Annotated in this window: 25 protein-coding genes; 13 read left to right on the forward strand and 12 right to left on the reverse strand. The window is 71.2% G+C overall.

Annotated features, from left to right (window positions below; translation table 11 throughout):
• Window positions 1–73 precede the first annotated feature (73 nt).
• The 4 genes from ACF1DX_RS04545 (at window position 74) to ACF1DX_RS04560 (ending at window position 4,085) form a co-directional block, all read left to right on the forward strand.
• The gene (locus ACF1DX_RS04545; protein WP_391789780.1) at window positions 74–1,030 is read left to right on the forward strand and encodes an ABC transporter ATP-binding protein; all 957 of its coding nucleotides are present in this window, start codon (window positions 74–76) and stop codon (window positions 1,028–1,030) included.
• 5 nt (window positions 1,031–1,035) lie between these two features.
• On the forward strand, window positions 1,036–1,809 hold the full coding sequence (locus tag ACF1DX_RS04550) for an ABC transporter permease (protein WP_391789781.1): 774 nt from the start codon (window positions 1,036–1,038) through the stop codon (window positions 1,807–1,809).
• A gap of 120 nt (window positions 1,810–1,929) precedes the next feature.
• Complete coding sequence (locus ACF1DX_RS04555) at window positions 1,930–3,216, forward strand: ABC transporter ATP-binding protein (protein WP_391789782.1); 1,287 nt, start codon at window positions 1,930–1,932, stop codon at window positions 3,214–3,216.
• Entirely contained in the window at window positions 3,213–4,085 is an 873-nt protein-coding gene (locus ACF1DX_RS04560; protein ID WP_391789783.1) for an ABC transporter permease subunit, read from the forward strand. The genes ACF1DX_RS04555 and ACF1DX_RS04560 overlap by 4 nt, the downstream gene beginning before the upstream one ends.
• 6 nt (window positions 4,086–4,091) lie before the next feature.
• Here ACF1DX_RS04560 and ACF1DX_RS04565 read toward each other — a convergent pair whose 3' ends face one another.
• On the reverse strand, window positions 4,092–4,424 hold the full coding sequence (locus ACF1DX_RS04565; protein WP_391789784.1) for an ATP/GTP-binding protein: 333 nt from the start codon (window positions 4,422–4,424) through the stop codon (window positions 4,092–4,094).
• Window positions 4,425–4,671: 247 nt separating this feature from the next.
• Here ACF1DX_RS04565 and ACF1DX_RS04570 point away from each other — a divergent pair, with 247 nt between their 5' ends.
• A complete protein-coding gene (locus ACF1DX_RS04570) occupies window positions 4,672–5,700 on the forward strand; it encodes an LLM class flavin-dependent oxidoreductase (protein WP_391789785.1) in 1,029 nt (342 codons plus the stop codon).
• A gap of 82 nt (window positions 5,701–5,782) precedes the next feature.
• Here ACF1DX_RS04570 and ACF1DX_RS04575 read toward each other — a convergent pair whose 3' ends face one another.
• On the reverse strand, window positions 5,783–6,175 hold the full coding sequence (locus ACF1DX_RS04575) for an SCO5389 family protein (protein ID WP_030860456.1): 393 nt from the start codon (window positions 6,173–6,175) through the stop codon (window positions 5,783–5,785).
• Window positions 6,176–6,464: 289 nt separating this feature from the next.
• Here ACF1DX_RS04575 and nucS point away from each other — a divergent pair, with 289 nt between their 5' ends.
• Window positions 6,465–7,136, forward strand: a complete 672-nt coding sequence (gene nucS / locus ACF1DX_RS04580) for an endonuclease NucS (RefSeq protein WP_030860454.1) — start codon at window positions 6,465–6,467, stop codon at window positions 7,134–7,136.
• Between the two features lie 66 nt (window positions 7,137–7,202).
• Here nucS and ACF1DX_RS04585 read toward each other — a convergent pair whose 3' ends face one another.
• The 3 genes from ACF1DX_RS04585 to ACF1DX_RS04595 all read right to left on the reverse strand — a co-directional run bounded on the left by ACF1DX_RS04585 (window position 7,203) and on the right by ACF1DX_RS04595 (window position 11,313).
• Window positions 7,203–9,722 (reverse strand): ATP-binding protein, encoded by a 2,520-nt coding sequence (locus ACF1DX_RS04585; RefSeq protein ID WP_391789786.1) that lies wholly within the window; start codon window positions 9,720–9,722, stop codon window positions 7,203–7,205.
• Window positions 9,723–9,986: 264 nt separating this feature from the next.
• Complete coding sequence (locus tag ACF1DX_RS04590) at window positions 9,987–10,310, reverse strand: STAS domain-containing protein (RefSeq protein WP_030860450.1); 324 nt, start codon at window positions 10,308–10,310, stop codon at window positions 9,987–9,989.
• Between the two features lie 154 nt (window positions 10,311–10,464).
• Window positions 10,465–11,313, reverse strand: coding sequence for a 3-hydroxyacyl-CoA dehydrogenase family protein (locus tag ACF1DX_RS04595; RefSeq protein ID WP_391789787.1), 849 nt, complete (start codon window positions 11,311–11,313; stop codon window positions 10,465–10,467).
• Between the two features lie 214 nt (window positions 11,314–11,527).
• Here ACF1DX_RS04595 and ACF1DX_RS04600 point away from each other — a divergent pair, with 214 nt between their 5' ends.
• Complete coding sequence (locus ACF1DX_RS04600) at window positions 11,528–12,190, forward strand: 1,4-alpha-glucan branching protein (RefSeq protein ID WP_391789788.1); 663 nt, start codon at window positions 11,528–11,530, stop codon at window positions 12,188–12,190.
• A gap of 6 nt (window positions 12,191–12,196) precedes the next feature.
• Here the strand turns inward: ACF1DX_RS04600 and ACF1DX_RS04605 are convergent, their stop codons facing one another.
• Complete coding sequence (locus ACF1DX_RS04605; protein WP_391789789.1) at window positions 12,197–12,832, reverse strand: TetR/AcrR family transcriptional regulator; 636 nt, start codon at window positions 12,830–12,832, stop codon at window positions 12,197–12,199.
• A gap of 91 nt (window positions 12,833–12,923) precedes the next feature.
• On the opposite strand from ACF1DX_RS04605, the gene ACF1DX_RS04610 reads away from it, so the two are divergent.
• Genes ACF1DX_RS04610 through ACF1DX_RS04620 form a run of 3 tightly spaced genes read left to right on the forward strand, consistent with a single transcriptional unit; the run spans window position 12,924 to window position 15,052 of the window.
• Window positions 12,924–13,706, forward strand: a complete 783-nt coding sequence (locus tag ACF1DX_RS04610; protein ID WP_391789790.1) for an ABC transporter ATP-binding protein — start codon at window positions 12,924–12,926, stop codon at window positions 13,704–13,706.
• Window positions 13,707–13,716: 10 nt separating this feature from the next.
• Window positions 13,717–14,466, forward strand: coding sequence for an ABC transporter permease (locus ACF1DX_RS04615; protein WP_391789791.1), 750 nt, complete (start codon window positions 13,717–13,719; stop codon window positions 14,464–14,466).
• A 13-nt stretch (window positions 14,467–14,479) separates the two neighbouring features.
• A complete protein-coding gene (locus ACF1DX_RS04620; RefSeq protein WP_391789792.1) occupies window positions 14,480–15,052 on the forward strand; it encodes a cob(I)yrinic acid a,c-diamide adenosyltransferase in 573 nt (190 codons plus the stop codon).
• Window positions 15,053–15,055: 3 nt separating this feature from the next.
• Here the strand turns inward: ACF1DX_RS04620 and ACF1DX_RS04625 are convergent, their stop codons facing one another.
• Together ACF1DX_RS04625 and ACF1DX_RS04630 are read right to left on the reverse strand one after the other, a co-directional pair.
• Window positions 15,056–15,253, reverse strand: coding sequence for a DUF5708 family protein (locus tag ACF1DX_RS04625; protein ID WP_391789793.1), 198 nt, complete (start codon window positions 15,251–15,253; stop codon window positions 15,056–15,058).
• Window positions 15,250–15,831, reverse strand: coding sequence for a hypothetical protein (locus ACF1DX_RS04630; RefSeq protein WP_391789794.1), 582 nt, complete (start codon window positions 15,829–15,831; stop codon window positions 15,250–15,252). Before ACF1DX_RS04630 ends, ACF1DX_RS04625 begins: the two co-directional genes overlap by 4 nt.
• Window positions 15,832–15,983: 152 nt before the next feature.
• Between ACF1DX_RS04630 and ACF1DX_RS04635 the strand changes: the two genes are divergently transcribed.
• The 3 genes from ACF1DX_RS04635 to ACF1DX_RS04645 all read left to right on the forward strand — a co-directional run bounded on the left by ACF1DX_RS04635 (window position 15,984) and on the right by ACF1DX_RS04645 (window position 19,780).
• Window positions 15,984–17,177, forward strand: coding sequence for a sensor histidine kinase (locus ACF1DX_RS04635; protein ID WP_391789795.1), 1,194 nt, complete (start codon window positions 15,984–15,986; stop codon window positions 17,175–17,177).
• Window positions 17,174–17,815 carry a response regulator gene (locus ACF1DX_RS04640; protein ID WP_391789796.1) on the forward strand — a complete coding sequence of 214 codons (642 nt, stop codon included), beginning with the start codon at window positions 17,174–17,176 and terminating at the stop codon, window positions 17,813–17,815. The genes ACF1DX_RS04635 and ACF1DX_RS04640 overlap by 4 nt, the downstream gene beginning before the upstream one ends.
• 138 nt (window positions 17,816–17,953) lie before the next feature.
• On the forward strand, window positions 17,954–19,780 hold the full coding sequence (locus ACF1DX_RS04645; RefSeq protein ID WP_391789797.1) for a glycosyl hydrolase family 18 protein: 1,827 nt from the start codon (window positions 17,954–17,956) through the stop codon (window positions 19,778–19,780).
• A gap of 106 nt (window positions 19,781–19,886) precedes the next feature.
• Here the strand turns inward: ACF1DX_RS04645 and ACF1DX_RS04650 are convergent, their stop codons facing one another.
• From ACF1DX_RS04650 to ACF1DX_RS04665, 4 genes are all read right to left on the reverse strand, one after another.
• Window positions 19,887–20,333, reverse strand: a complete 447-nt coding sequence (locus tag ACF1DX_RS04650) for a DUF2550 domain-containing protein (protein ID WP_030860426.1) — start codon at window positions 20,331–20,333, stop codon at window positions 19,887–19,889.
• A 128-nt stretch (window positions 20,334–20,461) separates the two neighbouring features.
• On the reverse strand, window positions 20,462–20,839 hold the full coding sequence (locus tag ACF1DX_RS04655) for a F0F1 ATP synthase subunit epsilon (RefSeq protein WP_030860424.1): 378 nt from the start codon (window positions 20,837–20,839) through the stop codon (window positions 20,462–20,464).
• A 131-nt stretch (window positions 20,840–20,970) separates the two neighbouring features.
• A complete protein-coding gene (gene atpD / locus ACF1DX_RS04660; RefSeq protein ID WP_391789798.1) occupies window positions 20,971–22,407 on the reverse strand; it encodes a F0F1 ATP synthase subunit beta in 1,437 nt (478 codons plus the stop codon).
• Window positions 22,407–23,324, reverse strand: a complete 918-nt coding sequence (locus ACF1DX_RS04665) for a F0F1 ATP synthase subunit gamma (protein ID WP_391789799.1) — start codon at window positions 23,322–23,324, stop codon at window positions 22,407–22,409. The genes atpD and ACF1DX_RS04665 overlap by 1 nt, the downstream gene beginning before the upstream one ends.
• Between the last annotated feature and the right edge of the window lie 18 nt (window positions 23,325–23,342).

The raw sequence follows: 23,342 nt of genomic DNA on the forward strand, positions 1-23,342 counted from the left end.
GGCGACCGAGGTACCGGCGAAGCCCTCTGCCACTGAGGTGGCAGAGGGCTTTGTCCCGTTCTAGCGTGATCGCATGATCGAGCTCGAGGGGCTGACCAAGCGGTACGGCGAGAAGGTGGCGGTCAGGGATCTGACCTTCACCGTCCGGCCGGGTATCGTCACGGGCTTCCTCGGCCCGAACGGCGCCGGCAAGTCGACCACCATGCGGATGATCCTGGGCCTGGACCACCCGACCGCCGGGGACGTACGGATCGACGGCACGCACTACGAGCGGCTCAAGAACCCGCTGACCCGCATCGGCGCCCTGCTGGAGGCCAAGGGCGCGCACCCGGGCCGCAGCGCCTACAACCACCTGCTGTGCCTGGCGCAGAGCAACGGCATCCCGCGGCAGCGGGTGCACGAGGTGCTGGACGCGGTCGGGCTGACGGCGGTGGCGCGGAAGAAGGCCAAGGGGTTCTCGCTCGGCATGGGCCAGCGGCTCGGGATCGCCGCCGCGCTGCTCGGCGACCCGCGGATCCTGATGTTCGACGAGCCGGTCAACGGCCTCGACCCCGAGGGCATCCACTGGATCCGCACGCTGATGAAATCCCTCGCCGTCCAGGGCCGTACGGTCTTCGTCTCCTCCCACCTGATGAGCGAGATGGCGCTGACCGCCGACCACCTCGTCGTCATCGGCCAGGGCCGGCTGCTCGCCGACACCTCCATGACCGAGTTCATCGAGCGCAACTCCCGCTCGTACGTCCGGATCCGCAGCCCGCAGCGCGAGCGGCTGCTCGACGTGCTGCGCCAGGCGGGGATCACCGCCGTGGAGAGCGGCGACGGGGCGCTGGAGGTGGACGGCTCCAAGGCCGAGCACATCGGGGAGCTGGCGGCCCGGCGGCAGGTGGTGCTGCACGAGCTGAGCCCGCAGCAGGCCTCCCTGGAGGAGGCGTTCATGCGGCTGACCGCGGAGTCGGTGGAGTACCACGCGCACGCCGGCGCGTCCGCGCCCGCGCGGCGGCAGTGGGGCGAGAGCTGGAAGAAGGGCTGAGCGGCATGGCGGTGACGCAGGTCGTACGGTCGGAGTGGACCAAGATCCGGTCGGTGGCGTCCACGGTGTGGACGCTCTCCCTGGCGGTGGTCGTCACCATCGCGCTCGGCATGCTGATCTCGGCGCTGTCGAAGAACGAGTTCGAGACCCTGGGCGCGCGGGACCGGCTCTCCTTCGACCCGACGTTCATCAGCTTCGCCGGGATGAGCATCGGACAGCTCGCGATGATCGTGTTCGGGGTGCTGGTGGTGTCGAACGAGTACAGCACCGGCATGATCCGCGCCTCGCTGGCGGCCGTACCGCGGCGCGGCACCTTCCTGTTCAGCAAGCTCGCGGTCGCCACCGCGCTCGCCCTGGCCGTCTCCATGGCGACCAGCTTCGCCACGTTCTTCCTGGGCCAGGCGACGCTCGGCGAGCTCAAGGCGTCGATCGGGGACGACGGGGTGCTGCGGGCGGTGATCGGCGGCGGCCTCTACATGACGCTGATCGCGCTGTTCTCGATGGGCGCCGCCACGATGCTGCGCTTCCCCCTGCTGTCGCTGGGCATCCTGATGCCGTTCTTCTTCCTGATCTCCAACATCCTCGGCAACGTCGACGCCACGAAGCAGGTCGGACAGTTCCTGCCCGACCAGGCCGGCAGCAGGATCATGCGGGTGGTGACGCCCCTCGACGACGACACCCCGTACGGGCCCTGGGGCGGCCTCGGGATCATGGCGTTCTGGGTGCTCGCGGCGGTCGTCGGCGGCTATGTGCTGCTGAAGCGGCGCGACGCCCAGTGAGTGACCGCGCGGGACCGGTTTTTACCTCGGTTTGAGCGGAACCGTCAGCGCCTCGATAAGCTCCTAACCCTTACGGGGGCGTGTGCCCCGCTGTCCTGAACCTTTCGATGGGTGCGGAGCATGATCGAGGCAGTCGGCCTGACCAAGCGGTACGGCGACAAGACCGCTGTGTACAACCTCTCCTTCCAGGTGCGTCCGGGGACCGTCACCGGGTTCCTGGGGCCCAACGGCTCGGGCAAGTCGACGACGATGCGGATGATCCTCGGTCTGGACAACCCCACCGCGGGACGGGTCACGATCGGCGGCTACCCGTACGCCAAGCTGCCCAACGCCCCCCGTCAGGTCGGCGCGCTGCTGGACGCGAAGGCGGTGCACGGCGGCCGGTCCGCCCGCAACCACCTGCTGAGCCTGGCCCAGCTCTCGGGCATCCCGGCCCGGCGGGTGGACGAGGTGCTGGGCGTGGTGGGCCTGCACGAGGTGGCGCGCAAGCGGTCCAAGGGCTTCTCCCTCGGCATGGGCCAGCGGCTCGGCATCGCCGCCGCGCTGCTCGGCGACCCCCAGGTACTGCTGTTCGACGAGCCGGTCAACGGGCTCGACCCCGAGGGCATCCTCTGGGTGCGCAACCTGATGAAGGCGCTGGCCGCCGAGGGCCGTACGGTCTTCGTCTCCTCCCACCTGATGAGCGAGATGGCGCTGACCGCCGACCACCTCATCGTCATCGGGCGCGGACAGCTCCTCGCGGACATGAGCGTGACGGACTTCATCTCCGCCAACTCCGCCGACTTCGCGCGCGTGCGCACCCCCGAGACCGAGCCGCAGCAGCGCGAGAAGCTGTCCGCCGCGATCACCGAGGCCGGCGGCCGCGTACTGCCCGAGCAGGACGGCGCGCTGCGGGTGACCGGACTGGCGCTGCCGCGCATCAGCGACATCGCCCACGACGCCGACGTACGGCTGTGGGAGCTGTCGCCGCACCAGGCGTCGCTGGAGGAGGCGTACATGCGGATGACGCAGGGCGCCGTCGACTACCGCTCGACCACCGACCAGAAGGCCGGGCTCCAGCAGCCGCTGCCGCCCGGCGCGCAGCCGCCGATGCCGGTGCCGGGGCAGGGCCAGCCCGGCTGGTACGCCCCGCCGCCGCCCCAGCAGGGCGGGCAGCCCTTCGCCGCGCCGCAGGGCGTGCCCGCGCAGGCCCCCGCGGGCCCCTACGGCGCCCCGGGCGCCCCCGGAGCGGCCCCGGGCGTCCCCGCGCCCAACCCGTACGCGCAGCCCGCCCCGCAGGCGCCCCAGGCGCCGCCCGCCCAGGCTCCGGCGGCGCCGCCCGCCGCACCCGCGACCGCTCCCGCAGCGCCCGCCGCGCCCCCCACCGCTCCCGCCGCCGACCTGACCAAGCCCGAGGACGCCCGATGAGCACGCCCCCGCCCCCGATGCCGCAGGCCGCCGCACCCGACTGGCAGGCGGCGCCCGGCTCCCCGTACCCGACCTACACCTCGCCGATCCCCGTGGTCCGTACGCACCTCGGGCACGCGCTCGCCTCCGAGTGGACGAAGATCAGGTCCGTGCGCTCGACCGTGTGGACGCTGGGCGTGTTCGTGCTGCTCGTGGTCGGCATCGGCCTGCTGGCCGGCCTGGTGGTCTCCAGCTCCGACCCCGACATGGGCGGCGAGAGCCCGCTGGCCTTCGGCTTCTTCGGGCTGCTGCTGGGCACCATGTGCATCATCACGCTGGGCGTGCTCACCACGGCGTCGGAGTACGGCACCGGCATGATCCGCACCACGATGGTCGCCTGTCCCTCGCGCGGACGGGTGCTCATGGCGAAGGCCCTGGTGTTCTTCCTGATCGCCTTCGTGGTGACCCTGGTGTGCGCGACGCTGGTCGGCTTCCTGCACGTGGCGCTGCTGGAGGGGTACAACGCCAAGGAGCCCACCGGTGAGGAGTGGCTGAAGGCCACGGTCGGCGTCTCGCTCTACGTGGCGCTGCTGGGCACGCTGTCGCTGGCGCTCGGGTCGGTCATCCGGCACTCGGCGGGCGCCATCACCCTCATGATCGGTGCCGTGCTCGCCCCGCTGGTGATCGCGCTGTTCATGTTCTCGTCCTCGCTGGAGGACGTGCAGCAGGCGCTGTTCGAGTACTCCATCCCGAACCAGATGAGCATCTTCTACGCCAACTCGCTGAGCGAGTCCGGCCCGTCGGGCTGGGACCCGCTGTGGATCATGCTGGTCGTCACGGCGGCCGCGCTCGGCGGTGCCTTCGCCCTGTTGCAGCGGCGGGACGTGTAGCGGAGTTCAGAACCTCGGCGCGTTACGGGACCGCCGCACCCGCGTGGTGCGGCGGTCCTTCGCGTTCCAGCACGCCTTGTGCCAGTGGCGGCGCTCGTCGACACCCGAGTGCTCGGGCCAGGCCACCACGTGCGGCACCCCGTCCGGGATCAACTGGTCGCAGCCGGGGCACCGGTAGGCCTTGCCCTGGGCACTGGCGCCGGCCACGTGCCGCACGCTCCACTCCTCGCCCTGCCAGCTCTCCGTGGACTGCCAGCCGCCGTAGCGGCCGGAGCCGTCCTCCTCGGCGCTCCGGCCGAACGGACCGGCTCCCTTGGGTCGGTTGCGACGCGGGGACACAGGACACCTCACGGGGCTATACAGGATGCTGGGGCCGCATCCAGCCTACGCGGCGCGCGCCGGGGTACGCGTACGGCGCCAATCGTTACAAGTCCCCTCCGTGACGGTGCGGCACTCCCCCCTCTGAGCGGCCGATTCTGCAGACAATCCGCAAAGTCCCCCGCCCGGCCGTGTCCTCGGCACGTGTCGGGCGGTTATGCCCTGCGGGGGAGCTCCGCGTCGGAGCCAAGGAAGCAGGAAAAAAGCGATGCGCGTTGGAAGTTTCGTGTTGGCCGCCCAGTTCCCCGGGCAGGGCGAGGGAGAGGCACTGCACCGCGCGGTCCGCTCGGCCGAGGTCGCCGAGGAGGCGGGCCTCGACACGGTCTGGCTGGCCGAGCACCACTTCGTGCCCTACGGCACCTGTCCGTCGGCCGTCACCCTGGCCGCGTTACTGCTCGGCCGCACCCGCCGGCTGCGGGTCGGTACGGCGGTCAGCGTGCTGCCCACCGTCCACCCCGTCGCCCTCGGCGAACAGGCCGCGCTGCTGCACATCACGAGCGGCGGCCGGTTCTCGCTGGGCCTCGGGCGCGGCGGGCCGTGGGTCGACCTGGAGGTGTTCGGGGCCGGCCTGGAGGCGTACGAGAAGGGGTTCCCGGAATCACTCGATCTGCTGGTGCGCTGGCTGCGTGAACCGTCCGTCGGGGCCGACGGCGAGCGGTTCCGGTTCCGCGAGGTGCCCGTCGTGCCGCGCCCGTCGGAGTCCCTGGACGAGGCGGAGGGCCCGGAGGTCGTGGTCGCCTGCACCTCCCCGGCGAGCGTACGGCTGGCCGCCGAGCGCGGACTGCCGATGCTGCTCGGCATGCACATCGGGGACGAGGAGAAGGCCGAGATGGTCGCCCTGTGGCGCAACCACGCCCGTGCCTGCGGGCGGCCGGCCCGGGAGATCCACCGCGCGGCCCATGTCTCGGCCGGCGTCTGCCAGATCGCGGACCGGCGTTCGGACGCGGCGGAGACCCTGATGAAGGCGATGCCCGGCTGGCTGAAACAGGGTCTTGAGGCCCATGTCACGGTGGACGGGCGGCAGCGGCGGATGCGTGATCCGCTGGCGTACACCGAACTCCTCTGCGGACTCCACCCGGTGGGCCCTCCGCGGCTGTGCGCCGACCGGCTCGCCGCGACCAGCGAGCGGACCGGCATCTCCCGCTTCGCCCTGCTCGTCGAGGGTTCCGGCGACCTGGCGGCGACCGAGGAGAACGTCCGGCGGCTCGGGACCGAGGTACTGCCCCGGCTCGGTTGAGCGAGCGGGGTTCACGCAGGCTTGCCGCCCCGGTACGACTGCACCTCCCGCGTACGGAGCGGCAAGCGAACGGTGGAGCGCGTCAGCAGTCGCGCAGTTCCGGCGACTGGTTCAGGATCTGAGCGCGCACCGAGGTGAAACGGGCGTGCCTCTCGTCGACCGAGGGGTCGAGCGGGAACACCGCCACCCGGTGGCAGTTCTGGAAGGCCAGCCGTACACCGAAGTGCCGTTGCAGCGCGCCGCGTATCGCGTCACTCGCGAGCGCACGCAGCAGCTGACCGCGTGCGTGCTCGTCCGGCGGGGGCGTCTGGTTGTCGGCGAAGGGTCCGCCGTCCACCTTCAGCTGTGCCACCAGGGAGCTGATCATCTCCCATGCGAAGGGCAGGGAGGTCCGGACGCAGTCGACGAATTCCGCTTCGTCGACCTCGCCTCGCTCGGCCTGTTCGAGTAGGGCCGGTGAGACGTCGAGCGACATGGGTTCTCCTCTCGCACCCCCAACGAGCAGGGGTTGCCTGACAGATAAGGGAGTGCGCGTTATCGGACACGCTGCGTACACAGTTCGCGACCTCCCGTTCAATACCGTAAGCAACGGACGGTGACGGCACCAGGCGAATGCCCGGATGCGGGACTTCCTGTGGGCCGGTAATCGGCCACCGCCGAAACAAGCGTTTTCCCGGAGATTCAGGACGCGCCCGGTGGGTCCCGAGGGGCGTGTGTGACGGCGAATCGCGTCGACCCCGGCCGGTCGAGTAGCGTTGCCGACCATGCGTCTCGTCATTGCCCGCTGCTCCGTGGACTACGCCGGGCGGCTCACCGCGCACCTGCCGTCGGCACCCCGTCTCATCCTGGTCAAGGCGGACGGCAGCGTCTCGATCCACGCCGACGACCGGGCCTACAAGCCCCTGAACTGGATGTCGCCGCCCTGCGTCCTGAAGGAGGGAACCGGCGACGAAGAGGGAGTCTGGACCGTCGTCAACAAGGCGGGCGAGAAGCTCATCATCACGATGGAGGAGATCCTCCACGACTCCTCGCACGAACTGGGCGTCGACCCCGGCCTGATCAAGGACGGCGTGGAAGCGCACCTCCAGGAACTGCTCGCCGACCGGATCGAGATCCTCGGCGAGGGCTACACCCTCATCCGCCGCGAGTACATGACGGCGATCGGCCCCGTCGACATCCTGTGCCGGGACGCCGAGGGGCGGACCGTCGCGGTGGAGATCAAGCGGCGCGGCGAGATCGACGGCGTGGAGCAGCTCACGCGCTATCTGGAGCTGCTGAACCGCGATCCCCATCTCGCCCCGGTGCGGGGCGTGTTCGCCGCGCAGGAGATCAAGCCGCAGGCCCGGGTCCTCGCGACCGACCGGGGCATCGGCTGCCAGGTCCTCGACTACGACGCGATGCGCGGCATCGAGGACGACAAGCTGCGGCTGTTCTGAGCCGCGCCGGTACGGACCGGGGGCCGGGTTCCGCGGGGAACCCGGCCCTCGTGCGTGTCCCGCGGGTCAGATGACCTGTTCCGGGTCCCCGGGCGGGTCCGCTTCGCCGCTCTGCGGGGCGCTCGCGTTCGTCTCCACGGGGGTGGACGGGGCGGCGTCGCTCGCGGAGTTGGTGGTGGTGGGCGTGGTGTCCGTCGGCGTTCCCGAGTCCGTCGGCGTCGGCGATTCCGGCGGCGTCTCCCCCTCCGTCTCCGTCTCGGTCGGTGTGGGGGACCCGCTGTCGGACGGCCCGGGCGGCGGCGTCTTCGACGGGGACTTCGACGGGGACTTCGACGGATCGTCCGGCTTCTGGGTGTCGCTCGGCCCGTCCGACGGTTCCTTCGACGAACTGGCCGTCGGCGTCGGGTCGTCGGACGTGCCCACGGTGCCGTCCGGGCCCGGATCGGTCGGCCGGCTGGTGGCCTCACCGGTGTCGCCCTCGCCCCCGGTCGCCGGATCGGCGCCGAGGCTGCCGTCGTCGACGCCCTGGCTGGCGGAGGGGTTGACGCCGACGTTCTCGGACGGGGTGCCGGCGTCGTTCTCCGACGTGGCGCCCAGGGTGACCACCGTGCCCAGCACGGCGACGAGCAGCGCGCCCGCGCCGGCCGCCACCAGGTTGCGCCGGGCCAGCCCCTTGAGGCCGCCGCCCGGCTTGGCCGCCGGCGTGGACGGCGTGGGCCGCGGCGGCACCGTGCGGTTGACGACCAGACCGGTGTCGGAGGGAAGCTGGAGGTCCGGGAAGGCCATCGGCACCCCGCGGGGCGGCGGGGCCGACTCCTCGTAGCGGGCCTCGGGTACCTCCTCCCCCGCGGTCGGCATGAGCGCGAGCGGGGTTCCGGAGCGGTCCGCGACGAGGGCCAGCGCCCTGCGCCCGGCGACGGTGCCGCGCTTGTCGGAGAGGGCGCCGCGCAGCCCGACGGACGCCTCCAGTTCGGCGCGCGCCCGGTCGAGCTGTCCGGCACACAGCGCGTGGATGCCGAGTTCGTGGTGGAAGTAGGCCTGTTCCGCCACGTCCCCCGCGAGCCGGGCGGCCTCCGCGCCGGCCCGCAGCGCCTTCTCCCAGGCGCTCCAGTGCAGGCCCGAGGCGAACGCGGGCGCGGCGGTACGGGCGAGCCGCACGGCCGTGCTCTGCTCGCCCTCGGTGACGGCCGTGGTGAGCGGCGACAGCAGGGTGAGCGCGGCGAGCACCGCGTCGGCCTCGGCGCACACCCGCTCCGGGGTGACCGAGGGGTGCCCGGTCCACCAGGCGTAGTGCCGGGCGGCCGCGCGGACCTGGTCCTCGGCCTCGTCGGCGTATCCGGCGGCCTCGAGCTGGGCCGGCACCCCGGCGGCGAGCCGGTAGCGGGAACCGGCCGCGGAGACCAGTCCGCAGGCGGCCAGCTCGCCGAGCGCGGCGTCGGCGTGGGTGTCGCCCACCAGAGCGGGCAGATGCGCCTGGTGGGGCACCTCGCCGCCGAGCGCGACGGCGAACCGCAGGGTGGCGCGGGCGGAGACGCTGAGCCGGGAGGCGAGCAGCGGGGCGGGGGCGGCGGCCTCGCCGAGCGAGGGCAGCGGCACCTCGTCGCCGTCCGCGGGGGCGTAGGAGGTCTCGTCGGGCCGTACGTCCTCGAAGACGCCGAACTCGTCGACGGCGTCGGCGCCGGCCCGCAGCCGGTCGCGCTGCCGCAGCAGGGCACCGGCCTGGACGAAGCGCAGCGGCAGGCCCTCGGACTCGAACCAGAGGTCGCCGGCCCAGTTCGACTCGTCCTCGGTGAGGTCCCGGCCGACGGCGTGCTTGAGCAGGTCGAGACTGGCCGCGCGGTCGAGGCCGGGAAGGGTGATCTCCTCGATGCCGGCGCCGGCGGACGGCTCGGGCACGTCCGGGGTGGCGCCGAGCAGGAAGGCGCACTCGGGGGTGGCGTCCAGCAGCTCGTCGAGGGCGGCGCCGCCGAACTCCAGGTCGTCGAGGACGACGACGGCGCCGATCTCGCGGACCTGGTCGGTGAGTTCGTCCCGGTCCGGGCGGTGCAGCGGGGCGTCGTGGACGGCGTAGAAGAGGTCGTGCAGCAGGTCGTCGGCGGAGCGGCGGTGGCCGTTCAGGCGGACGACGCCGTCGGGGGCGAGGTCCGCGCAGTCCTCGGCGACGGTGTCGAGGAGCCGGGTGCGGCCGGAGCCAGCCGGGCCGGTGAGGCGCACGGAGCGGCCGCGGGCCAGCAGCCGGACCAGCTTCTCGCGCTCGTCCTGACGGGCCAGCAGCGGCAGCGGGAGCTGCGCGGGTCCCGGCGGGACGGGCGGCCTGGCGGCCCGCTCGATCTCGGCGCGCTCGGCCTCGGTCAGCTTCGCGGGGCGGGCCGGCCGTTCGGCGGGCGGGCAGGGCTCGATCTCGCTGCCGTCGACGGGGTTGACGGTCAGCAGGAAGTCGCCGGAGACGAGCTGCACCGTGCGCGCGAGCGCGGGCGCGTGCTGTCCGAAGTCGGACGTGAGGGATTCCCTGGGCGGACGCTGACGCGGCGCCGGGCCGTCACCCTCATGGCCGTACTCCTCGGGTCCCGGGTTGTTCGGGTCCATAGGTCCTAGCCCCCCAAAAGCGTCGTGTGGTGGAAGCCCCTCCCGGCCTCGTCGCACACCGCGCTGTCGCTTCTGGTCCGGGCCCGCTCAGGGTTTGCAGGGCAGCAGGCAGCCGAACCCTAAACCTTCGCTCAGTATCTACGACAGTCCGGGGTACCGCGTGGTCCCGGACGTCACGGTCTCGTGAGGATTGTGCGCGCGTCGAAGGGTTCGTCGAGGTCGGTCCGGGTTCCCGGAGGTCGTCCGTCCCGTACCCGTACGCCCTCATACGCGGGGCAGCGTGTCCACCCCGATGCCTCCCTCGATCGCCAGGATCCGGTGCAGCCGGGTGGCCACCAACAGGCGCTGCATCTGCGGCGGAACGTCCCGCAGTACCAGGCGCCGGCCACAGCGGCCGGCCCGCCGGTGGGCCCCCATGATCACGCCGAGTCCGGTGGCGTCCCAGGAGTCCAGGTCGGACAGGTCCAGTACCAGGTCGCCGACTCCGTCGTCGACGGCCGAGTGCAGGACCGTACGGGCGTCCGCCGCGCTGCGGACGTCGAGGCGGCCCCCGACGACCAGCCCGGCGTGGTCGCCCTTGATGTACATATGCGCTCCCCTATAGGCGTCTCGTGCTCCGCGTTTTCTGATGGCCGGTGATGCAACCTCTGACTGCGTGGCGGTGTCCGAGGTTGCTGCCTGTGAGCGAACCGATACCGAATTCACCCCGGCGTGTGATGCGCGCCGGGGCGAATGCGCGGTGTCAGTGCTCGTAGAAGCCCTGCCCGCTCTTGCGGCCGATGTCACCGGCGTCAACCATCCGGCGCATCAGCTCGGGAGCGGCGAACTTCTCGTCCTGGGACTCGGTGTAGATGTTGTCGGTGGCGTGCAGCAGGATGTCCACGCCGGTGAGGTCGGCGGTGGCCAGCGGTCCCATGGCGTGGCCGAAGCCCAGCTTGCAGGCGAGGTCGATGTCCTCGGCGCTCGCCACGCCCGACTCGTACAGCTTGGCGGCCTCGACGACGAGGGCGCTGATGAGGCGGGTGGTGACGAAGCCGGCGACGTCGCGGTTGACGACGATGCAGGTCTTGCCGACCGACTCGGCGAACTCCCGCGCCCTGGCGAGGGTTTCGTCGCTGGTCTTGTAGCCGCGGACCAGTTCGCACAGCTTCATCATCGGCACCGGCGAGAAGAAGTGGGTGCCGACGACCCGCTCCGGGCGCTCCGTCACGGCCGCGATCTTGGTGATCGGGATGGCGGAGGTGTTGGAGGCGAGGACGGCGTCCTCGCGCACGATCTTGTCGAGGGTGCGGAAGATCTCGTGCTTGACCTCGAGCTTCTCGAACACCGCCTCGACCACGACGTCCGCGTCCGCGCAGGCGTCCAGGTCGGTGGTGGCGGTGATCCGGGCGAGGGCGGCGTCGGCGTCGTGCGCCTCCAGCTTGCCCTTGCTCACGAACTTGTCGTACGACGCCTTGATCCCGTCGGTGCCGCGCGTGAGCGCCTCGTCGGTGACGTCCCGCAGGACGACGTCCCAGCCCGCCTGGGCGGATACCTGGGCGATGCCGGACCCCATGAGACCGGCCCCGATGACGGCGAGCTTGCGTGCCACTGTGCGACTCCCCTGATACGCGCTGTCTTGTTCTCCAGGAGCGGACATTAGCGTTCGCGGGGCCCGGTGTGACCGGTAAGTAACGCGCGTCACGTCTCACATGACGGACATCACACCGGCGGCAGGCGCCGGTGGATCCGACGGGCCGTCAGGTGCCGTCCCGTGGTGCGAGGGTAGGGGGGCCGGTGTCCGATCGACGGAGGAGAACCTCGGCATGGCCGTGATCCACCGCACCACCCTCGAGCCGACCAAGCTCGACCTGCTGACCGCCTGGCTGCCCTCGCGCCCCTGGTACCACGGGGGCGCGGAGGGCCCGCGGCTGACCAGGGCCGGCGGTTTCCGGCTCGACGACCCGAAGGGGGAGGTCGGTGTCGAGTTCATGGTCGTCACCGACGCCTCCGGCGCCGAGCCGGCCGCCTACCTGGTGCCGCTCACCTACCGGGGCGCTCCGCTCGACGGGGCGGAGCACGCCCTCGTCGGCACCGCGGAACACGGTGTCCTCGGGCGGCGCTGGGTCTACGACGGCTGCCACGACCCGGTGGCGGCCGCCGAGTTGGCGGCGCTGGTCGAAGGCCGCGTACGGGCCCAGGCCCAGAGCGTCAGCGACACCCCGGACGAGGAGGTCACCCGCGCCTGCGCGGGTGAGACCCCGGTCCCGGCGGAGTTCACCGCCGTCGAGGACACCCCGGAGCACACCGAGCTGTCCGCGCCGGACGGCACCGCCCTGCGGGTCCTGCGCACCCTGCTGCCCGCCCCGGACGGCACACCGCTTCCCGGGCCGGGAGCGGCGGGCCATGTCGCGGGCGCGTGGGAGGCGCCCGACGGCACCCGCGCGCGGGGCCTGCTGTGCGTCCTGTACGCGGCCCCGCCGGCGTAGCCCGGTTCAGCCGCGCACCGCGTAACCGAGGACCCGGTCGCTCAGCAGCTCCTCGATGTCGTCGACCAGTCCGAGGACCTCGCGCGACACCTCGGCCGGTGCGCGGCCCTTCAGCATCTCCCGGCCGATGGTGACGAACACCGTGCTGTGGATCCAGCAGATCTGACCGGCCACCAGGCCCGGCAGCGGGTCGCCGGGGGCGGCGCCCGTCTCCTCGCGGAGCGCCGCCTCGAGGTTGTCCTGGACCTCCTGCTGCAGGCTCCACAGCCGGGAGCGCAGCGGCGGGGAGTCGTGGATGACCCGCATGAAGCGGTCGTAGCCCTCCATCAGGCCCACCCGGGGTGACACCGCCTCGATGTCGGCGCGCAGTTCGCGCAGTACGGCGCGGGCGGCCGACTCCCCCGCGTCCCGGGCCCGGACCCAGCGGGCGAGCTGGTCGACGACGCCCTTGGAGCGGTCGAAGAAGAGGTCCTCCTTGGCGGGGAAGTAGTTGTAGACCGTGTTCACGGAGACGTCGGCGGCCTCCGCCACCTCCGCCATCGTCACGGTCACGAAGCCGTGCTCCAGGAACAGTCCGGTGGCGATGTCCGAGATCCGCTGCCTGGTCTCGCGCTTCTTCCGCTCCCTGAGCCCCTCTGTCATGCCTCTCATCGTAGGTCGGCCCGGCGATCACTGGTGCCTCTATATTTTTGGGGGGATTGCAAAGTTTCAGTGACTCTGTTTTTCTGGGGTCATGGCAATCATCAGTACGGCCGGACTGGCCCGTACCTTCCAGACCAAGCGCGGCCCGGTGGAGGCCGTGCGCGGTGTCGACCTCACCGTCCGCGAGGGGGAGATCCTCGGTTTTCTGGGCCCCAACGGGGCCGGAAAGACCACCACCCTGCGGATGCTCACGACCCTGCTCGCCCCCACCGGCGGCGCGGCCACCGTGGCCGGCCACGACCTGGCGACCGACCCGGCCGGGGTGCGGCGGGCCTGCGGCTACGTGGCCCAGTCCGGCGGGGTCGATCCGCAGATCACGGTGCGGGAGGAGCTGGTCACCCAGGGACGGCTCTACCGGCTCACCCGGGCGCGGGCCGCCGAGCGCGCCGAGGAACTGGCCCGCGACCTGGACCTGACCGGGCTGCTGGACCGCACGTGCGCCGCGCTCTCCGGCGGCCAGCGGCGCCGTCTGGACATCGCGATGGCGCTCACCCACCGCCCGAAGGTGCTGTTCCTGGACGAGCCGACGACCGGACTCGACCCCGGCAGCCGCGCCGATCTCTGGGACCTGGTGCGCCGGCTGCGCGACGAGCACGGCACCACCGTGTTCCTGACCACCCACTACCTCGACGAGGCGGACGCGCTCGCGGACCGGCTGGTCGTCGTCGACCGGGGCACGGTCGTCGCCGAGGGCACACCGGCCGCCCTGAAGCTGGAGTACGGCGGCTCGATCGACGCCTCGCTCCAGGACACCTTCCTCGCCATCACCGGCCGCAGCGCCACCCCGGCCGACGCCGCCCCCGTAGCCGTATAGGACCCCCACGATGCTGCTCCACGACACCGCGCTCGTCTACGGGCGCTATCTGCGCCAGTCCCTGCGCTCCCGCTTCGCCCTGCTCTTCGGGGCGCTGATGCCGCTGCTGTACCTGCTGTTCTTCGGCCCGCTGCTGACCGACCTGCCGCTCGGCGGGCGGGGCAGCTCCTGGCAACTGCTGGTGCCGGGGCTGTTGCTGCAGCTCGGCCTGTTCGGGGCCTCGTTCGCCGGTTTCTCGATCATCATCGAGAAGGGGCAGGGGGTGGTCGAGCGGATGCGGGTCACACCGGTCAGCCGGCTCGCCCTGCTGCTGGGCCGGGTGCTGCGGGACGCCACGCTGTTCGTCTTCCAGGCGGTGCTGCTGGTGCTGGCGGCGCTGGTGATGGGGCTGCGGGCTCCGCTGGCCGGGGTGCTGATCGGCTTCGCCTTCGTCGCCCTGCTGACCGTGTCCCTGGCGGCGCTGTCCTACGCGCTCGCCATGAGGATGGACACCCCGCAGACGTTCGGGCCGACGATCAACGCCCTGACCATGCCGTCGATGCTGCTGTCGGGCCTGATGCTCCCGATGACCCTGGGACCCGCCTGGCTGGACGTGCTGTCGCACCTGATGCCGTTCCGCTATCTGGTCGACGCGATGCGGGACGCCTACGTCGGCGCCTACGCGACGGCCTCCATGCTGTACGGCGCCGTCGTCGCCGTCGCCCTCGCGGTCCTCGCCGTGACGGTGGGCACACGCGTGTTCCGGACGGCCGGAGCGTAACTAGGCTGGCCCCATGGTCAACCTGACGCGTATCTACACCCGGACCGGCGACAAGGGCACCACCAACCTCGGTGACATGTCCCGGGTCGCCAAGACCGATCTGCGGATCTCCGCCTACGCCGACGCCAACGAGGCGAACGCGGTGATCGGCACGGCGATCGCGCTGGGGGGTCTGGAGGACGAGGTCGTCCAGGTCCTCACCCGCGTCCAGAACGACCTGTTCGACGTGGGCGCCGACCTGTCGACGCCGGTCGTGGAGAACCCCGAGTACCCGCCGCTGCGGGTCGAGCAGTTCTACGTCGACCGGCTGGAGGCGGACTGCGACACCTTCAACGAGCGGCTGGAGAAGCTCCGCTCCTTCATCCTGCCCGGCGGCACGCCCGGCGCGGCCCTGCTGCACCAGGCCTGCACGGTCGTCCGTCGCGCCGAGCGCTCCACCTGGGCGGCGCTGGAGGTCCACGGCGACACCATGAACCCCCTCACCGCCACCTACCTCAACCGCCTCTCCGACCTGCTGTTCATCCTGGCCCGCGTCGCGAACAAGGAGACCGGCGACGTGCTGTGGGTGCCGGGCGGGGAGCGCTGAGCCCTACCGGGGCTCCGCCCGGCCGCGCACGGCCCGGTGGAGGCCCAGCAGGGTCTCGGCGCCGCCGACGCACATCAGCACCACGCCGACCTTGACGGGGTCGACCACCGGCAGGTCCACTCCCTGGGCGAACAGCCACAGCGCCAGGCCCGCCACCAGCGTGGCGGGCCCCGCGAGAAGGTTCCTGGACGCCCGTGTCACCGGCCGACACGCTCCTTGCCGACGCCGGTGACGTCCCGCTCGTCCGCCGGGGCCTTCTTCGGCCAGATCCAGTAGGCCAGGGCCACCAGGCCGTGGATTCCGGCGATCCGCCACGCGGTGAAGCGCCAGGATTCCAGGGACGTGACGCGGCCCGGGTCGTCGACGTACCAGATGGCGAACTGGAGCAGCGCGGTCGCCACGACGGCGGCGGTCAGCGTGCCCAGCCAGACCTTGGCCTCGTGCCGGGCACGGGCCATCCCGTAGCGGGGCGGGCCCAGCGGCTTCGGGGCGCCGCCCAGCCGGTGGGCGGCGTGGCCGTCGAGCCACTTCACCGTGCGGTGGCCGTGGCCCACGGTGTAGCCGATGTAGAGCGCGGCCAGGCCGTGGGTCCAGTTCGGCTCGGCGCCGTTCTTCAGGTCCAGCGCGGTGGCGACCAGCAGGACGACCTCCAGCAGCGGCTCGCACAGCAGCAGCGCCAGACCGGTGCGCGGCATCCTCAGCAGGTAGCGGCAGGCCAGTCCGGCGGCCAGCAGCACCCAGAAGCCGATCTCACAGGCGGCGATCAAGGCGACGATCACGGTTTACTCCCTTCGGTCACCTTTTCAGGCTCCCGTGCGAAGCGGCCCGTTTCGTCGTCGTCGCCGATGAACTCGCGGTACATCGAAAGATGCAGTCCAGGACCGTCCGCGGGGATCAGGTGCCGGGTGCGCGCAGCGTGTTGGATGGTGCCATGGCCGTACGACTGCCCCGCCCCCACCGCTTCGACCTGTGGCTGGCACTCGCCGGGCTGCTCGGCGGACTGCTGCTGTGGGGCATCGGGCTGGGCACCCGGCCTGCCGACGAACCGATCGTGCTGTTCGACGGCCGCTGGCCGCTCCTCGTTCCGCTCTTCGTGACGGCCGGCTGCGAGCTGCTGCGCCGGGCCGCCCCGCGGACCGCCCTGCTGACCGGCACCCTCGCCCTGACCGCGGACACCCTCACCCAGGGCAGCCTGGCCACGGTCATCATGTACACCGACCTGATGTACGCCGCCGTCCTGTACGGCACGCCCGCCTCCGCCCGCCGCATCCCGCGGATCACCGGACTGCTCAGCATCGCCGCGACGCTGGTGCCGTACGCCGTGTGGCGGGTGCCGGAGGCGCTGCTGATCGGGGTGGCGGTCGGCATCGTGTCGTTCGCGCCCGCGTCGACCGGCCTGATCGTGCGCAACCACCGCGATGCCGCCGAGGCGGCCCGGCTGCGGGCCGAACAGACCGCGCTGCTCGCCGAGATGGACCGCACCCAGGCGGTGACCGCGGAACGCGCCCGGATGGCACGGGAGTTGCACGACATGGTCGCCAACCACCTCTCCGCGATCGCCATCCACTCCACGGCCGCGCTCTCCCTGGACGACGAGAAGACCTCCCGCGACGCGCTCGCCGTGATCCGGGAGAACAGCGTCCAGGGACTGTCCGAGATGCGACGGCTCATCGGCATCCTGCGCGACGGGGCCGACGACCGGGAACCGGCCGCGACCCCCACCCTCGACGGCCTCGGCGCCCTGGTCGAGGGCGCCCGCGCCAACGGCCTGGACGTCACCCTCGACGCCACCCACACCTCCGTGCCCGCACCGGTCGAGCTCGCCGCGTACAGGATCGTGCAGGAGTCGCTGACGAACGCGCTGAAGCACGCCGCGCCGGGGAAGGTCACCGTGCTGCTGCGCCGCCTGGACGACGGCCTCGACATCCGGGTGAGCAGCCCGTACGGCGGCCGGGACACCCCGCGCGCACCGGGGTCCGGGGCCGGGCTGGTCGGCATGCGGGAGCGGGTGGCCCTGCTGGGCGGCACGTTCGAGGCGGCGCCGGAGAGCGGCCCGGACGGCAAGCTGTGGGTGGTACGCGCGTCCCTTCCCGTCACCGACATCACCCGAGGAGAACTGGAATGATCCGGGTCCTGGTCGCCGAGGACCAGTCCGCCGTCCGTGCCGGACTGGTGCTGATCCTGCGCAGCGCGCCCGACATCGAGGTGGTCGGCGAGGCGGGCGACGGCGAGGAGGCGGTGGCGCTCGCCCGTGAACTCCGTCCCGACCTGGTGCTGATGGACGTACAGATGCCGCGCCTGGACGGGGTGTCGGCGACCCGGCGGGTGGTCGGGGAGGGGCTCGCCGACGTGCTGGTGCTGACCACCTTCGACCTCGACGAGTACGTGTTCGGGGCGCTGCGGGCCGGGGCGGCCGGGTTCCTGCTGAAGAACACGGACGCGAAGGACCTCATCACAGCGGTGCGCACGGTGGCGCACGGGGAGGGCATCGTCGCCCCGGCCGTCACGCGCCGGCTGATCGCGGAGTTCGCCGCGAAGCCCGCCCCCCGGCCAGGTGCCGATCCGGCGGTGCTGGACGCCCTCACCCGGCGCGAGCGCGAGGTGCTGTCCTGTCTGGGCGAGGGGCTGTCCAACGCCGCCATCGCGGTCCGTCTCGACATGGCGGAGGCGACGGTGAAGACGCACGTCAGCCGTCTGCTGGGCAAGCTGGAGCTGCGCAGTCGGGTGCAAGCGGCGGTGCTGGCGCAGGAGTTGGGTCTCTAGCGGAAGCACAGGGGAACGACGAGGACAAGTGGTCCAGACCTATTGACCTGTGGTCCAGACCTTTCTATTCTCGCGGCACTGCGGGCGTGATGGCTCAGTCACGCCCACGACGGCTTCTCCCCCATAAGGAGGCGCAGCATGCGCTTCAGACACAGAGCCGCCGCAGGGTTCGCGACCCTGCTGCTCCCCGCCGCCGGCCTCGTCGCCCTCGCGAGCCCCGCCCAGGCCGCCACCTCGGCGACCGCCACCTACGCCAAGACCCAGGACTGGGGCTCCGGCTTCGAGGGCAAGTGGACGGTGAAGAACACCGGCACCACGAGCCTCAGCTCCTGGACCGTCGAGTGGGACTTCCCCTCCGGCACCAAGGTCACCTCCGCCTGGGACGCCACCGTCACCAACTCCGGTGACCACTGGACCGCCAAGAACGTCGGCTGGAACGGCACCCTCGCCCCCGGGGCGTCGGTCTCCTTCGGCTTCAACGGCAGCGGTTCCGGCGCCCCCTCCGGCTGCAAGCTCAACGGCGGGAGCTGCGACGGAGGCCCGCAGGTCCCCGGCGACGCGGCCCCCTCCGCCCCCGGCACCCCGACCGCCTCGGACATCACCGACACCTCGGTGAAGCTGTCCTGGTCGGCGGCGACCGACGACAAGGGCGTCAAGAACTACGACGTCCTGCGCGACGGCGCCAAGGTCGCCACCGTGACCGGCACCTCGTACACGAACACCGGCCTCAGCAAGGGCACGGACTACTCGTACACCGTGCAGGCCCGTGACACCGCCGACCAGACCGGCCCGGTCAGCGGCGCCGTGAAGGTCCGCACCACCGGCACCACCGAGGAGCCGCCGCCCACCGGCGACAAGGTCAAGCTCGGCTACTTCACCGAGTGGGGCATCTACGGCCGCAACTACCACGTCAAGAACCTGGTGACGTCCGGCTCGGCCGCCAAGATCACCCACATCAACTACTCGTTCGGCAACGTCAAGAACGGTCAGTGCACCGTCGACGACACCTTCGCCGCCTACGACAAGGCCTACACCGCCGACCAGTCCGTCAGCGGCACCGCCGACACCTGGGACCAGCCGCTGCGCGGCAACTTCAACCAGCTTCGCCAGCTGAAGGCGAAGTACCCGCACATCAAGGTGCTGTACTCCTTCGGCGGCTGGACCTACTCCGGCGGCTTCGGCCAGGCCGCGCAGAACCCGGCCGCGTTCGCCAAGTCCTGCAAGCAGGTCGTGGAGGACCCGCGCTGGGCCGACGTCTTCGACGGCATCGACATCGACTGGGAGTACCCGAACGCCTGCGGTCTCACCTGTGACAGCAGCGGACCCGCGGCCTTCAAGAACCTCTCGCAGGCCCTGCGCACCGAGTTCGGCAAGGACTACCTGGTCACCGCCGCCATCACCGCCGACGGCTCGAACGGCGGCAAGATCGACGCGGCCGACTACGGCGGCGCCTCGCAGTACCTCGACTGGTACAACGTGATGACGTACGACTACTTCGGCGCCTTCAACGCGCAGGGTCCGACGGCCCCGCACTCGCCGCTCACCTCGTACAACGGCATCCCGCAGGCCGGCTTCAACTCGGCCGACGCGATCGCCAAGCTGAAGTCGAAGGGCGTCCCGTCCGCCAAGCTGCTGCTCGGCATCGGCTTCTACGGCCGCGGCTGGACCGGCGTCACCCAGTCCGCCCCCGGCGGCACGGCGACCGGCCCGGCCCCGGGCACCTACGAGCCGGGCATCGAGGACTACAAGGTCCTGAAGAACTCCTGCCCGGCCAACGGCACCATCGCCGGCACGGCGTACGCCCACTGCGGCAGCAACTGGTGGTCCTACGACACCCCGTCCACCATCAACAGCAAGATGGCCTGGGCCAAGAGCCAGGGCCTGGGCGGTGCCTTCTTCTGGGAGTTCAGCGGCGACACCACCAACGGTGAACTCGTGACGGCCATCGACAACGGCCTGAAGTAACCCTCGGGAAGTACCACGCGACATCCACCCTCCCCGGACTCGTCCGGGGAGGGTGCTCGCGTCCGGGCCACGTTGCCCCTCCCCCAGCGGGGCCCTGAACGTCGCTCTACGCGACGTTGACCCGCTGCCCGGGCGGGGCCGCCTCGAGCCAGGCGAGGAAACCGGTCAGCGCGTCCTCGCTCATGGCGAGCTCCAGACGCGTGCCCCGGTGCAGACAGGCGAGGATCACGGAGTCCGACAGCAGCGCCAGCTCCTCCTCGCCCTCGGGCAGCCGGCGGCCGGCCACCTCGATCGCGGAACGCTCCAGGACGCGGCGCGGACGGGGCGCGTAGGAGAAGACCCGGAACCACTCGACCCGGTCACCGTTGTACCGTGCCACCCCGTACGCCCAGCCCTTGCCGCCGGAGTCGCCCGACTCGGGCGCGTCCCAGCGCAGGCTGCAGTCGAACGTTCCTCCGGAACGCTGGATGAGGCGGCGGCGCAGGCCGAAGACGAAGAGCCCCACCACCACGAGGGCCACCACGATTCCGCACACAGTCAGAGCGAGGACCATCGACACCGACCTCCTCGTCTCCTAGGTAACGGAACGGAAAAATCATCCATATCTGCCTCAGCCGCGACCGGCTCCGGATCGCTCCGGTGCCGGCCGCGGCTGAGTGACGTCATCCCACCGCGCCGGTATCAGCGCCCTGCCGACGCCGCCCGCAGACGGACGTCCGCGCGGCGCTCGGCCTCCGCGTCGTCCTCCGCCTTCGCGCGGGCGAGTTCCTGCTCCGCGCTCTGGACGTCGATCTCGTCCGACAGCTCGGCGATCTCGGCCAGCAGCGACAGCTTGTCGTCCGCGAACGAGATGAAACCGCCGTGCACCGCGGCGACGACCGTCCCGCCCTCACGCGTACGAATGGTCACCGGGCCCGACTCCAGCACACCGAGCAGCGGCTGGTGACCGGGCATGACGCCGATGTCGCCGGACGTGGTGCGCGCGACGACCAGGGTGGCCTCGCCGGACCAGACCTCTCGGTCGGCCGCGACCAGCGCGACGTGCAGCTCAGCAGCCAAGGTGGCTCCTCGGGTCACCACCCGGCGGTTGTGCCGGGTGTTGGTTACAAGTCTAAGGGGCGTGAACGAGGGGGCGGGACGCACCCGCCCCCTCGGGTGTGAACCTCAGGGGTTCACGGTGAGCCTGATGCTCAGGAGACGCCCAGCTCCTTGGCGTTGTTCTTCAGGTCCTCGATGCCACCGCACATGAAGAACGCCTGCTCCGGGAAGTGGTCGTACTCGCCGTCGCAGATCGCGTTGAAGGCCGCGATCGACTCGTCCAGCGGGACGTCCGACCCGTCGACGCCGGTGAACTGCTTGGCGACGTGGGTGTTCTGGGACAGGAAGCGCTCCACGCGACGGGCACGGTGGACGACGAGCTTGTCCTCCTCGCCGAGCTCGTCGATACCGAGGATCGCGATGATGTCCTGCAGGTCCTTGTACTTCTGCAGGATGTTCTTCACGCGCATCGCGGCGTTGTAGTGGTCCGCCGCGATGTACCGCGGGTCGAGGATGCGGGACGTCGAGTCCAGCGGGTCCACGGCCGGGTAGATGCCCTTCTCCGAGATCGGACGGGAGAGCACCGTCGTCGCGTCGAGGTGGGCGAAGGTGGTGGCCGGGGCCGGGTCGGTCAGGTCGTCCGCGGGGACGTAGATCGCCTGCATCGAGGTGATCGAGTGACCACGGGTCGAGGTGATGCGCTCCTGGAGGAGACCCATCTCGTCGGCCAGGTTCGGCTGGTAACCCACCGCGGAGGGCATACGGCCGAGCAGGGTCGACACCTCGGAGCCGGCCTGGGTGAAGCGGAAGATGTTGTCGATGAAGAACAGCACGTCCTGCTTCTGCACATCGCGGAAGTACTCCGCCATGGTCAGACCGGCGAGGGCCACGCGCAGACGGGTGCCCGGGGGCTCGTCCATCTGACCGAAGACCAGGGCGGTCTTGTCGATGACGCCCGACTCGCTCATCTCGTCGATGAGGTCGTTGCCCTCACGGGTGCGCTCACCGACACCGGCGAACACCGACACACCGTCGTGGTTGTTGGCGACGCGGTAGATCATCTCCTGGATGAGCACCGTCTTGCCGACGCCGGCACCGCCGAACAGACCGATCTTTCCACCCTTGACGTACGGGGTGAGAAGGTCGATGACCTTGACGCCGGTCTCGAACATCTCGGTCTTCGACTCGAGCTCGTCGAAGTTGGGCGCCTTGCGGTGGATCGGCCAGCGCTCACCGGTGTACTGCTCGTCGACGTTCAGCACCTCACCGAGGGTGTTGAACACCTTGCCGGTGGTGAAGTCGCCGACCGGCACCGAGATGGAGGAGCCCGTGTCGGTCACCGGGGCCTGGCGGACCAGACCGTCGGTGGGCTGCATGGAGATGGTGCGGACCAGGCCGTCACCGAGGTGCTGCGCGACCTCGAGGGTCAGCGTCTTGAGCGCACCCTCCTGGGCCGGGTCGGCGACCTCGACGTGGAGGGCGTTGTAGATCTCCGGCATCGCGTCGACGGGGAACTCCACGTCGACGACCGGGCCGATGACCCGGGCGACGCGGCCCGTGGCCGCCGCGGTCTCAACAGTGGTGGTCATTAGTTGTCACTCCCCGCGGTCGCGTCGGCCAGGGCACTGGCGCCACCGACGATCTCGCTGATTTCCTGGGTGATTTCGGCCTGGCGGGCCGCGTTGGCAAGACGGGAGAGCGTGTTGATCAGCTCGCCCGCGTTGTCGGTGGCCGACTTCATCGCGCGCCGCGTGGCGGCGTGCTTCGAAGCGGCCGACTGGAGCAGCGCGTTGTAGATCCGGCTCTCGACGTACCGCGGCAGCAGGGCGTCGAGGACGTCCTCCGCCGAGGGCTCGAAGTCGTACAGCGGCAGGATCTCGCCCTTGGTGGACGTCTCCTCCGCGACCTCTTCGAGGCGCAGCGGAAGCATCCGGGAGTCGACCGCCGTCTGCGTCATCATCGACACGAACTCGGTGTAGACGATGTGGAGTTCGTCCACGCCGCCGTCCGTCGTCTCCGTCTGGAGCACCTCGATCAGCGGGGCCGCGACCTTCTTGGCGTCCGCGTACGAGGGCTCGTCGGTGAAGCCGGTGAACGTCTCCGCGATCTTGCGCTCACGGAAGTTGTAGTGGGCGACACCGCGCCGGCCGACGATGTACGTGACGACCTGCTTGCCCTCGCGCTCCAGGCGCTCGGTCAGCTGCTCCGCCGCCTTGATGGCGTTGGAGTTGAAGGCGCCGGCCAGACCGCGGTCGCTCGTGAGGAGCAGGACCGCGGCACGGGTCGGGTTCTCCGCCTCCGTGGTGAGCGGGTGCTTGGTGTTCGACCCGGTGCCGACCGCCGTGACCGCGCGGGTGAGTTCCCGCGCGTACGGCGTGGAGGCCGCCACCTTGCGCTGCGCCTTGACGACGCGCGAGGCGGCGATCATCTCCATCGCCTTGGTGATCTTCTTGGTCGCGGTGACGGATCGGATGCGACGCTTGTAGACCCGGAGCTGGGCTCCCATGAGTCAGGTCCCTTCCTT

The organism is Streptomyces sp. NPDC014676 (assembly GCF_043084105.1).
GTDB lineage: Bacteria > Actinomycetota > Actinomycetes > Streptomycetales > Streptomycetaceae > Streptomyces.

What these genes read in the sequence shown, in the direction of transcription:
- ACF1DX_RS04650 (WP_030860426.1), bottom strand. Translation starts at nt 20,333, where the DNA reads ATGGTCCTCGCTCTGACTGTGTGCGGAATCGTGGTGGCCCTCGTGGTG.
- atpD (WP_391789798.1), bottom strand. Translation starts at nt 22,407, where the DNA reads ATGACCACCACTGTTGAGACCGCGGCGGCCACGGGCCGCGTCGCCCGG.
- ACF1DX_RS04605 (WP_391789789.1), bottom strand. Translation starts at nt 12,832, where the DNA reads ATGACAGAGGGGCTCAGGGAGCGGAAGAAGCGCGAGACCAGGCAGCGG.
- ACF1DX_RS04590 (WP_030860450.1), bottom strand. Translation starts at nt 10,310, where the DNA reads ATGTACATCAAGGGCGACCACGCCGGGCTGGTCGTCGGGGGCCGCCTC.
- ACF1DX_RS04615 (WP_391789791.1), top strand. Translation starts at nt 13,717, where the DNA reads ATGCTGCTCCACGACACCGCGCTCGTCTACGGGCGCTATCTGCGCCAG.
- ACF1DX_RS04560 (WP_391789783.1), top strand. Translation starts at nt 3,213, where the DNA reads ATGAGCACGCCCCCGCCCCCGATGCCGCAGGCCGCCGCACCCGACTGG.
- ACF1DX_RS04600 (WP_391789788.1), top strand. Translation starts at nt 11,528, where the DNA reads ATGGCCGTGATCCACCGCACCACCCTCGAGCCGACCAAGCTCGACCTG.
- ACF1DX_RS04610 (WP_391789790.1), top strand. Translation starts at nt 12,924, where the DNA reads ATGGCAATCATCAGTACGGCCGGACTGGCCCGTACCTTCCAGACCAAG.
- nucS (WP_030860454.1), top strand. Translation starts at nt 6,465, where the DNA reads ATGCGTCTCGTCATTGCCCGCTGCTCCGTGGACTACGCCGGGCGGCTC.
- ACF1DX_RS04585 (WP_391789786.1), bottom strand. Translation starts at nt 9,722, where the DNA reads ATGGACCCGAACAACCCGGGACCCGAGGAGTACGGCCATGAGGGTGAC.
- ACF1DX_RS04640 (WP_391789796.1), top strand. Translation starts at nt 17,174, where the DNA reads ATGATCCGGGTCCTGGTCGCCGAGGACCAGTCCGCCGTCCGTGCCGGA.
- ACF1DX_RS04635 (WP_391789795.1), top strand. Translation starts at nt 15,984, where the DNA reads ATGGCCGTACGACTGCCCCGCCCCCACCGCTTCGACCTGTGGCTGGCA.
- ACF1DX_RS04665 (WP_391789799.1), bottom strand. Translation starts at nt 23,324, where the DNA reads ATGGGAGCCCAGCTCCGGGTCTACAAGCGTCGCATCCGATCCGTCACC.
- ACF1DX_RS04550 (WP_391789781.1), top strand. Translation starts at nt 1,036, where the DNA reads ATGGCGGTGACGCAGGTCGTACGGTCGGAGTGGACCAAGATCCGGTCG.
- ACF1DX_RS04555 (WP_391789782.1), top strand. Translation starts at nt 1,930, where the DNA reads ATGATCGAGGCAGTCGGCCTGACCAAGCGGTACGGCGACAAGACCGCT.
- ACF1DX_RS04545 (WP_391789780.1), top strand. Translation starts at nt 74, where the DNA reads ATGATCGAGCTCGAGGGGCTGACCAAGCGGTACGGCGAGAAGGTGGCG.
- ACF1DX_RS04620 (WP_391789792.1), top strand. Translation starts at nt 14,480, where the DNA reads ATGGTCAACCTGACGCGTATCTACACCCGGACCGGCGACAAGGGCACC.
- ACF1DX_RS04570 (WP_391789785.1), top strand. Translation starts at nt 4,672, where the DNA reads ATGCGCGTTGGAAGTTTCGTGTTGGCCGCCCAGTTCCCCGGGCAGGGC.
- ACF1DX_RS04575 (WP_030860456.1), bottom strand. Translation starts at nt 6,175, where the DNA reads ATGTCGCTCGACGTCTCACCGGCCCTACTCGAACAGGCCGAGCGAGGC.
- ACF1DX_RS04645 (WP_391789797.1), top strand. Translation starts at nt 17,954, where the DNA reads ATGCGCTTCAGACACAGAGCCGCCGCAGGGTTCGCGACCCTGCTGCTC.